The organism is Amphritea sp. (genome assembly GCF_048266285.1).
Classification (GTDB): domain Bacteria; phylum Pseudomonadota; class Gammaproteobacteria; order Pseudomonadales; family Balneatricaceae; genus Amphritea.
On the sequence record NZ_JBLWZV010000046.1, the window covers coordinates 1 to 6,265 of the forward strand.

Below are 6,265 nucleotides of genomic sequence, written 5' to 3' on the forward strand. Positions count from 1 at the left end.
TGATACTGCCACGGTACTTTTAATGGGTAAAACACCCCTCTGTCATCCTTCCATTATGGGGCGTAAAGCAGTAATGCGCCGGCTTGGTTATCGAAGCAAATATCGTCATATGGAAGATATGGATCTGTTTGCGCGAGCGTTGGCGATGGGGGTTAAATTCTATGCTCTGCCTGAAATATTGCTGCAATATCGAATACATTCTGCAAGCATCTCTGCTCAGCACGAGGCGGCTCAAATGTCTCAGCGAGCTCGGATCGTAAAAGAGATGATGAATTCTATTACCGAAACAACTGCTTATGATGAACAGATTGATCAATTTGTTCGTAGCGTTTCTTATGGCCAACGGATTGACGACGAAGCCCGAGATTTCTTTAAGCAACACATGTTGGCTATCAATGCAGTCTTGAGCAAGTTAGGGATAACAGCGTCAGAAGAGTGGCAGAAAAAGCAGCAGTGGCTTGCGGGAGTTGGGATTGATGAATAGGCACTCCGATAAAATTCAAGTCTGCTTACCAGTCTATAATGGCTCACAGTTTATACGTGACACGTTGGAAACACTTCTTAATCAGAGCTATTCCGACCTAGAAATCCTCGTTCTGGATGATGCATCAACAGATGATACTTACGAGATTTTGCAGGAATTTGCGGCACATGATGCTCGTCTAACATTGCATCGGAACGATCAAAATAGGGGAATCCTATTTTCCCGTAACCGCTTGTTTGAGTTAGCGGATGCTCGATATGTCGCTTTAGCTGATGCTGACGACTTATTTGAAAGTCATCGACTAGAAGAGCAATTGGCCTATTTGAAAAAACACGATTTAGGGATGGTGAGCTGTGCGTACAGTGCGTTTGGTGAACGTGAGTTCGACTTTTATCCACCAGAAAAACACGATGATATTCACGCCTATATGCTGCTCTACAATGTCATTCTAAATCCTGGGGTTATGTTGGACAGAGCAAAAGTCGCCTTAACCAATGTATTGGTCGATAGTCGCTATCGCGGTGCTGCGGATTACGACTCTTGGTTGCGTTTGCTGAATAAAACACGAGTGGGTTGCGTACCAAAAAAATTGGTACGCTATCGCATACATAAAGAACAAGAGAGCAGCGATAACTTTCTAAGGCAGCAGAATGCTCATTTACGAATTCTTTCCCGAGAGTACCAAGCGCTTGGTTTAGCGTACAGCCAAGACGCACTAAAAGTGCTGATTTGGCCGCATCTGTATGCTGATAGTTTAAGTATTGATCAGCTCAAAGAGGTTGGTATATACGTTAAAACTTTGTTCTCTGATATGGATAGAATCCAACTGCCGATGAAAAGCGCATTAAGTTTTGCTATCGATATCCGATACAAAGGTATATCGAGGAGATATGCAGCCAAAGGGTTGTTCTTTTATGTTCGTTATGCCGGCCTCAAAAGGCTGTTTTCAGGTCGCAATATGGGATTTAGCTTTGTATACGATTGTTTATTCAGGAAATAGTGAGTGACAATCAAGCATAAGATATGGGATTGAGGGTGAGTATGAAGATAATAGTATTAGGCGGAGATGGGTTTTGTGGGTGGCCAACGGCGCTTCATCTCTCTAATTGTGGTCATGATGTTCTTATAATAGACAACTTCTCTCGTAGAACCATTGATGATGAGTTAGGTACTTCCTCTTTAACACCGATTGCGAGTCTGTGTGAGCGTATTGCAGCGTGGGAAAGTCTATCCGGTAAGCTGCTCGACTTCGTGGAGCTTGATGTTGCAAATGACTACGACCAACTGATTAATGTGATTCAAGACTACCAGCCCGATGCTATCGTACACTTTGCTGAGCAGCGTGCAGCCCCTTACTCAATGAAGTCTTCAAAGCATAAACGCTACACTGTGAGTAACAACCTTAATGCAACGCACAATGTTTGCTGTGCCATAGTTGAGAGCGGTTTGGATATCCACCTAGTGCATCTTGGTACAATGGGTGTTTATGGGTACGGCACTGCTGGTATGAAAATTCCAGAGGGCTATCTTGACGTCAACGTTGACACAGATACTGGGGCGCAGCAGAAAATGAAAATTTTGTATCCTGCGAACCCTGGTAGTGTGTATCACATGACGAAGACTCAGGATCAGTTATTCTTTTATTACTACAATAAAAATGATGCCATTCGCATTACCGACCTGCATCAAGGTATTGTCTGGGGAACACAAACGAAGGAAACAAAACGGGCGCCAGCGCTTATTAATCGGTTTGATTATGATGGTGATTACGGAACGGTGCTAAATCGTTTTCTTATGCAAGCAGCCATTAAATACCCTTTGACTGTTCATGGAACAGGGGGGCAAACACGAGCGTTTATTCATATCCAAGACACCGTTCGCTGTATTGAAATTGCGATTAATAATGCTCCTGAAAAAGGCGAACCGGTTAAGATTTATAATCAAATGACTGAAACCCATCGTGTAAGAGACTTAGCGAATATGATTGCTGAGATGACTGACTCGCGTGTGGACTTTGTCAAGAATCCTCGTTTTGAAGCTGACGAAAATGATTTGCACGTTATGAATGATTGCTTTTTAAGTGATGGATTAAGTCCGACAACTTTAAAAGCGGGTTTAATGGATGAGGTGATGGATATCGCGGGCAAATTCGCCGATCGCTGTGACGTTAATAAAATTCCATGCGTTTCAAAATGGCAACCATCAAAATGAAGCCTTCCTCTAGTCTCCCTGATGTAATGATTCTTTGCGGTGGGTTAGGAACACGGTTAAGGCCGGTCGTCAGTGATCGACCAAAGCCTATGGCCGATGTTCAAGGAAAACCATTCCTTGAACTGTTGATTACGCATCTGGTTGATCAAGGTGTTAAACGTATCATCCTGTGCGCGGGCTATATGGGAAACATGATAGAGGATTACTTTAGTCGCCATGCTTTTGGGGTAGACATTAAAGTTGTTATAGAGCCTTCCCCGTTAGATACAGCCGGTGCTGTGAAACATGCCTTACCATTCGTAAGAGACGACTCCTTTATCGTGATAAACGGCGATTCCTTTTGCGACTACAAGCTTTCTGCCTTAGTGCAAACGCACATTCAAAAAAAAGCTACGGCAAGTATCTATGCCACATATGTCAACGATGCAACGAAGTTTGGAACCTTGGAGCTGAGTGAACAGGGGGCTTTTATTAGCGCTTTCAAAGAAAAAGGTTATACCGGTGCTGGTTGGGTAAATGCAGGGGCGTATATGTTTGGAAAAGAGCTTTTTAAGGATTTACCTGTCTTGACGCGTGTCTCGTTAGAACAAGATGTCTTTCCAAAAATACCGCGCGAACAATTGATTGCGTACTTAGGTGAAGAGTCATTTGTTGATATAGGCTCACCGGATGATTATCATCGATTTCAACAAATTTAAAATTATAAGTGGTTGATTTGTGAAGAATAAAAGAGTGCTTATTACAGGTATCACGGGCATGGTTGGTTCTCATTTAGCGGACTATATCTTGCAACAGACTGACTGGGACATATTTGGTATGTGTCGTTGGCGTAGTCCTTTAGACAATGTGTCTCATTTGCTCGAGCGCGTAAACAGCAAGGATCGACTGTTTTTTGTTGATGGCGATTTAACCGATTACATCTCGTTGGTTCATGCTATTAACCAAGCTAAGCCAGATTACGTGTTTCATTTGGCCGCTCAGAGCTATCCAAGCACAAGTTTTACCTCTCCGATTCAAACCATGGATGTTAATATTTTAGGCACAGAGCGCTTGCTTGAAGCACTTCGCTTAAGTGACTACGACCCTATTATCCATATTTGCTCTTCTTCGGAAGTGTTTGGTCGCGTGCCAAAAGAAAAGCTGCCCATAGATGAAGAGTGCTCCTACCATCCTGCATCACCTTATTCGATCTCTAAAATCGGCACGGATCTGATTGCCCGATTTCATGCCGAAGCGTATGGCCAGAAATGTATGTCGACCCGCATGTTTACACACACAGGACCCCGTCGCGGTGATGTGTTTGCTGAGTCCAGTTTTCCTAAACAGATTGCTATGATCGAAGCTGGGATGATGTCGCCTATCGTAAAAACAGGTAATTTACAGTCTCTTAGAACGTGGTCAGACGTGCGAGATGCCGTACGTGCTTATTTCTTGCTGGTCACCGAAAACCCTATTCCCGGAGAGTATTACAACATTGGCGGTAGCTTCGCGTGTTCGGTGGAAGACATGCTTCATCACCTAATTTCACTGTCAACCTGCAAAAATATCCAAGTGGAGCAAGAAGCCTCTAGACTGCGTCCCTTGGATGCAGATTTACAGCTTCCCAATACGTCTAAGTTTGAAGCGCATACGGGATGGCAGCCAGAGATATCATTTGAGAAGACAATGGAAGACCTGCTGAATTACTGGCGCGCTAGAATTGCCTCGGGTGCTGGCGTTCTACAACGTTAATTAAGAGATTATTATGACCAAACCAAATAACTATGAAGCGCTGTACCGCCAAGCATTGTTGATTCGCAGAGTCGAAGAAGAAATTATTCGTTTGTATCCAAGTGATAAAGTACAAAGCCCTGTACACTTGTCTATTGGACAAGAGGCCGTTGCTGTTGGGGTGTGTTCTTTGTTAAAACCAGAAGACCGCATGTTCTCAACGTATCGATCTCATGCCTTTTATTTAGCCAAAGGCGGCGATTTAAACGCGATGATGGCGGAACTGTTTGGTAAAGTTGATGGTTGTTGCGGCGGTAAAGGGGGGTCAATGCACCTCGCGTATCCAAAGGTAGGTTTCATGGGAACGTCTGCCGTTGTCGCCAGTGGTATTCCCAATGCGGTGGGGAATGCCTATGCCAATCAAATATTAGGCAAATCTGATCTGACTGTTAGTGTCTTTGGGGACGGCGCAACGGAGGAAGGGGTTTATCATGAATCCTTGAACTTTGCGTCTTTGCATAAACTCCCTATTATTTTTATTTGTGAAAACAACCAGTTTGCAGTGCATACCCGTCTTGAATCACGCCAAAGTTATGCGATTCGAGAACATGTGAGCAGCTACGGTATTGATACTTTTCATATTGAAGACGGTTATGACTTCTGTACCGTACAAACACAGTTTGTCAATATTCTTGCGGATTATCATGATGACCCTCGACCGGTTTTTATAGAGATTGATACCTGTCGCTATATGGAGCATGTAGGTCCCGGAGAAGACTTCTATGGGGGATATCGTGATCAAAGAGAACACATTGAGTGGCGAAATAGCGATCCGTTGTTAACCGATCAACAGACTTATAATGCACTCTTAGCAGAGGTGAATAAGCAAATAGATGAGAGTGTCGCCTTTGCTGAAGCCAGCCCATTTCCAACCATCACTGACCTATACCAAGACGTATACTAAAGGAGTGCGAACATGACTGAAGTAGTAACCTATCGTGAAGCGCTTGCTGAAAGTATGCACAACGCACTGGAACGTAACGATAACAGTGTTATTTTTGGACAAGGTGTTGATGACTTCAAAGGCACCTTTGGTACAACTTTAGGCTTAGCAGAAAAATTTGGCGCTCAGCGTGTTCAAGATGTGCCGATTATTGAAGAGGGAATTACCGGTATTTGTATGGGCGCAGCGATGAATGGCCTACGTCCAATTCACGTCCATATTCGTGCGGATTTCTTATTTCTTGCGTTGAACCAAGTGCTCAACATGGCCGCTAAATATAAATACATGTTTGGAGGGCATCATCAAGTCCCAATTTTTATTCGCGCAGTTGTGGGTCGAAGTTGGGGACAAGGGGCGCAGCATTCACAAAGCCCGCAGTCATTATTGAGTCATTTTCCAGGTCTCAAAGTGATCATGCCATCGAGTTCACAGTCGATTTTAGAGAGCTATGAGTACCTGTTGAATGAATATAACTCGCCAGTGGTGTCTCTAGAGCACCGTTTGATGTACGACCTGAATTTTGATGTTGATCGAGCCGCATTGCGTAAAGGTGAGCAAAGCTTAGCGAGCTATGTTGCTCGAGAAGGAACGGACATTACCATTGCCGCGACATCCATCATGGTGCTGGAAGCATTGCGAGCCGCGAAACATTTAGAACAATTTGGCGTCGAGTGTGAGGTCATCGACCTGCATTGCACCTCTGATATTATGGAAGAAGTGGTATTAGCCAGTGTGGAGAAAACAGGTCGATTATTGGTGGCGGATACCAGCTGGTTAAAATTTGGTACCTGTGCTGAGGTGACGCGGCTGGTTTGTGGAAACATCCCACATCCTTTGTAAGCGCCAATCAATTATGC

Annotated in this window: 7 protein-coding genes; all 7 read left to right on the forward strand. The window is 44.1% G+C overall.

What is annotated here, in order from left to right:
• The coding region (locus ACN0T0_RS20230) for a hypothetical protein (protein WP_417228652.1) at positions 1 to 484 on the forward strand (484 nt) is incomplete at its 5' end.
• Complete coding sequence (locus ACN0T0_RS20235) at positions 477 to 1,484, forward strand: glycosyltransferase family 2 protein (protein ID WP_417228654.1); 1,008 nt, start codon at positions 477 to 479, stop codon at positions 1,482 to 1,484. The genes ACN0T0_RS20230 and ACN0T0_RS20235, both read left to right, overlap by 8 nt.
• A 41-nt stretch (positions 1,485 to 1,525) precedes the next feature.
• On the forward strand, positions 1,526 to 2,695 hold the full coding sequence (locus ACN0T0_RS20240; protein ID WP_417228659.1) for an NAD-dependent epimerase/dehydratase family protein: 1,170 nt from the start codon (positions 1,526 to 1,528) through the stop codon (positions 2,693 to 2,695).
• Positions 2,677 to 3,393 (forward strand): nucleotidyltransferase family protein, encoded by a 717-nt coding sequence (locus ACN0T0_RS20245; RefSeq protein ID WP_417228661.1) that lies wholly within the window; start codon positions 2,677 to 2,679, stop codon positions 3,391 to 3,393. Before ACN0T0_RS20240 ends, ACN0T0_RS20245 begins: the two co-directional genes overlap by 19 nt.
• A gap of 19 nt (positions 3,394 to 3,412) precedes the next feature.
• On the forward strand, positions 3,413 to 4,426 hold the full coding sequence (locus ACN0T0_RS20250; protein WP_417228663.1) for a GDP-mannose 4,6-dehydratase: 1,014 nt from the start codon (positions 3,413 to 3,415) through the stop codon (positions 4,424 to 4,426).
• Positions 4,427 to 4,439: 13 nt separating this feature from the next.
• A complete protein-coding gene (locus ACN0T0_RS20255; RefSeq protein WP_417228665.1) occupies positions 4,440 to 5,369 on the forward strand; it encodes a thiamine pyrophosphate-dependent dehydrogenase E1 component subunit alpha in 930 nt (309 codons plus the stop codon).
• 12 nt (positions 5,370 to 5,381) lie between these two features.
• Positions 5,382 to 6,248 (forward strand): alpha-ketoacid dehydrogenase subunit beta, encoded by an 867-nt coding sequence (locus tag ACN0T0_RS20260; RefSeq protein ID WP_417228667.1) that lies wholly within the window; start codon positions 5,382 to 5,384, stop codon positions 6,246 to 6,248.
• The last annotated feature ends 17 nt before the right edge of the window (positions 6,249 to 6,265 follow it).

Bases quoted from the DNA above. Each gene is read 5' to 3' on its own strand.
- ACN0T0_RS20260 (WP_417228667.1), top strand. From the start codon at position 5,382: ATGACTGAAGTAGTAACCTATCGTGAAGCGCTTGCTGAAAGTATGCAC.
- ACN0T0_RS20245 (WP_417228661.1), top strand. From the start codon at position 2,677: ATGGCAACCATCAAAATGAAGCCTTCCTCTAGTCTCCCTGATGTAATG.
- ACN0T0_RS20255 (WP_417228665.1), top strand. From the start codon at position 4,440: ATGACCAAACCAAATAACTATGAAGCGCTGTACCGCCAAGCATTGTTG.
- ACN0T0_RS20240 (WP_417228659.1), top strand. From the start codon at position 1,526: ATGAAGATAATAGTATTAGGCGGAGATGGGTTTTGTGGGTGGCCAACG.
- ACN0T0_RS20235 (WP_417228654.1), top strand. From the start codon at position 477: ATGAATAGGCACTCCGATAAAATTCAAGTCTGCTTACCAGTCTATAAT.